This is a genomic window from Pseudomonas sp. WC1, from assembly GCF_050586565.1.
Taxonomy (GTDB): Bacteria; Pseudomonadota; Gammaproteobacteria; order Pseudomonadales; family Pseudomonadaceae; genus Aquipseudomonas.
The window spans coordinates 1-3,029 of sequence record NZ_JBOBDQ010000114.1; the positions used below are offsets into that span (position 1 = coordinate 1).

Here is a 3,029-nt window from a genome sequence, read left to right on the forward strand (position 1 = left end):
CGGCTGTCGAGCGTGAGCGGGCCATTGGCGGCCAGGGTGCCGCGCTGGCTGTTGTCGACGCTGGCAGCCAGCACCTTGAGCAGGCCCTGGCTGGCGATCTGGCCAGCCTGGTTGTCGACCAGGCCGGCACGCTGGACCAGCAGGTCCTTGCCGGCGAACAGCTTGCCCTGGCGGTTGAGCAGCTCGCCGAGCAGGTCGAGGGTCAGCGCGCCCTGGGCGGCGAGGCTGCCGTCGTTGTTGTTCAGGCTCGCGGCGGTCAGGCCCAGGTCCTGGCGAGTGGCGACGCGGCCGCCGTGGTTGTCGAAGGAACCGCTGCTGATGACCAGTTTTTCCCCGGCATCGATCAGGCCGCCGTCATGGTTGTCCAGTGCCGCCGTGATGGTCAGCTGCTGGCCGCTGCCGCTGGAGAGGATGCCCTTGGCGCTGTTGTCCAGGCTGGCGGCCTTGACGTCCAGGCGTTGCTGGGCGACCAGCGCGCCGCCGTCGCTGTTGCGCAGCGCGCCGGTCACGGTCGCGTGCACGGCACCGGAGCGGCTCGACAGGGTGCCCTGCTGGCGATTGTCCAGGCTTTGGCCGGTCACGGTCAGGCCCTGCCAGCCCGAGACCAGGCCGTTGCGGTTGTCGATGGCGCCGCTGGTGATGCCCAGCGTCTGTTCGCTGATCAGCTTGCCGTCACGGTTGTCCAGCTCGCTGACGTCCAGCTGCAGGGCCAGGGCGGTGGAGATCTCGCCGCCCTGGTTGTCCAGTTTGGCCAGGTTGACCAGGGTCAGCGGCCCGGCGGTGGTGATCAGGCCCGCGCCGTTGTCCAGGTCGGCGCCGCCCAGGTCCAGCGCGAGGCTGCTGCCGAGCAGCTTGCCGGCGTGGTTGTCCAGGCCCTTGCTGGTGAGGGCGAGCGCGTCCTTGGCTTCGATGCGGCCGCCGTCGCGGTTGCTCAGCGTACCGGCATGAATCTCCAGCGACTGGGCGCCGATCAGGCCCTTGAGGTTGTCCAGGCGCTGGCTGACCCGCAGCAGCAGCCGCTGGTCGCTGAGCAGGCGGCCGTTGCCGTTGTCCAGTTGCTCGGCAGCGACGGTGAAGGCCTGGGCGCTGGACATCTCGCCGCCCTGGTTGGCCACGGTCTTGAGGTTGTCCAGCTGCAGCGACGGCGCATTGATCAGGCCGCCACGGTTGTCCAGGTGGCCATGGCCCAGGTCGAGCTTCACCGAGGTATCACTGAACAGCTTGCCGCCCTGCTGGTCGAGGCCGGTGACCCTGGCGGTGAGTGCTTCGCGGCTGCCCACGCGGCCGCCGTCGCGGTTGTCGAGCTGGCCGGCGTGCACGTCGAGGGTGCGGTTGCTGCTGATGCTGCCCTGGCGGCTGTTGTCCAGGTGGCCGGTGCTGAGGGTCAGCTTGCCCTTGCTGGCCAGCGCGCCCTTGTCGGTGTTGTCCAGGCTGGCGCTGGCCAGGGTGATGTCGCTGTCGCTGAGCAGCTCGCCGCCCTGGTTGAGCAGCGCGCCGCCCGTGGTCAGTGTCAGGCGGCCGGCGCTGTCCAGCTTGCCGGTGCTGTTGTCCAGGCTGTGCGCGGCCAGCACCAGCTGGCCCTCGGCGCTGAGCAGGCCGAGGCGGTTGAGGGCCGCGCCGGTCAAGGTCAGGGTCATGTCCCGCTGGCTGGTCAGGCGGCCACCGTCGTTGTCCAGGGTCAGGCCGGTCAGGGTCAGTCCGGTCTGGGCCTCGAGGCGCGCCTTGTTGCGGTTGAGCAGCGATTGCAACGCCAGGGTCATGCCGGTGCCGGCCACCAGCAGGCCGCCGTCGCTGTTGTCCAGCGAGGTGCCGGTGACCGCGACAGCGGCCTTGCCGGTGATCTCGCCGCCACGGTTGTCGATGCGGTCGACCTCCAGGGTCAGCGCGCCATTGCTGCCGAGCAGCCCTGCCTCGCGGTTGTCCAGCTCACCGCCCTTGATCCGCAGTTGCTCGAGGCTGATCAGCGAACCGGCGTTGTTGAGCAGGGTGTCGGCCTGGACCTCGCCCTGGCCTTTGCCGGAGACCTTGCCCTTGCTGTTGTCCAGCGTCCCGGCCACAAGGTTGAGGGCGGTGTCGCCCACCAGGGTGCCCTGGCGGTTGTCCAGGCGACCGTCGACGGTCAGAACCAGGCCGGCGCGGCTGCTGACGGTGCCCTCGCGGTTGTCGAGGCTGGCGGCATGCAGGTCCAGGCCCTTGGCCGAGACCAGGCCCTTGGTGTTGTCCAGCGCCTGGGCAATGCGCACCGTCAAGGCCTGGTCGCTGAGCAGTTTGCCCTGGCGGTTGTCCAGGGAATCGGCCACCAAGGTGAAGCCTTGCGGGCTGGTGATTTCGCCGTTCTGGTTGTCGACGCTGCCGAGGTTGTTCAGCACCAGCACCGGGGCCTTGATCAGGCCATGATTGACCAGCGCGCCCTGGCCCAGGTCGAGGGTGATCGAGGCCTTGCTCAGCATCCGGCCGGCCTGTTGGTCGAAACCGCTGGCGGTCAGGTGCATGGCGCCATCGCTGTCGATGCGGCTGTCGCTGCCTGCGTTGTTGACCTGGCCGGCCTTGAGGGTCAGGCGGTCATTGCCGACCACATGGCCGCTGTCACGGTTGTCGAGGGTGCCGGTGGCGATGTCCATGGCCCCCTGGGCGCCAACTTCGCCGGCCCGGTTGTCGAGGCTGGCACTGCGCAGGTCGAGGGCGCCGTCGGCGGTGATCGAACCGCGCTGGTTGTCGACCTTGCCGGTGGTGGCCAGGGTCAGTTTGCCGGCGCTGCTCAGTTCGGCGTCGCTGTTGTCGAGGCTGGCGGCGGCAATGTCGAGGTCGCCCTCGCTGGTCAGCAGGCCCTTGCCGTTGTCCAGCGCCTGACTCAGGCGCAGGCGTGCGCCCTGCTCGGCGGAAACACGCCCGTCGCGGTTGTCCAGGGTCTGGCCGTCGAGGGTCAGTTGGCCCTTGCCGCGCAGCAGGCCCTGGGCCTGGTTGATGACCTCGGCCACCGTCAGCGCCAGGTCGGTGTCGGCCAGGACCTGGCCGCCGGTGTTGTCCAG

At 69.5% G+C, this 3,029-nt stretch carries 1 pseudogene; it reads right to left on the reverse strand.

The window, feature by feature from the left end:
* Positions 1-3,029 (reverse strand): annotated as a pseudogene (locus ACQ4OD_RS26255) (adhesin); the annotation flags it as partial.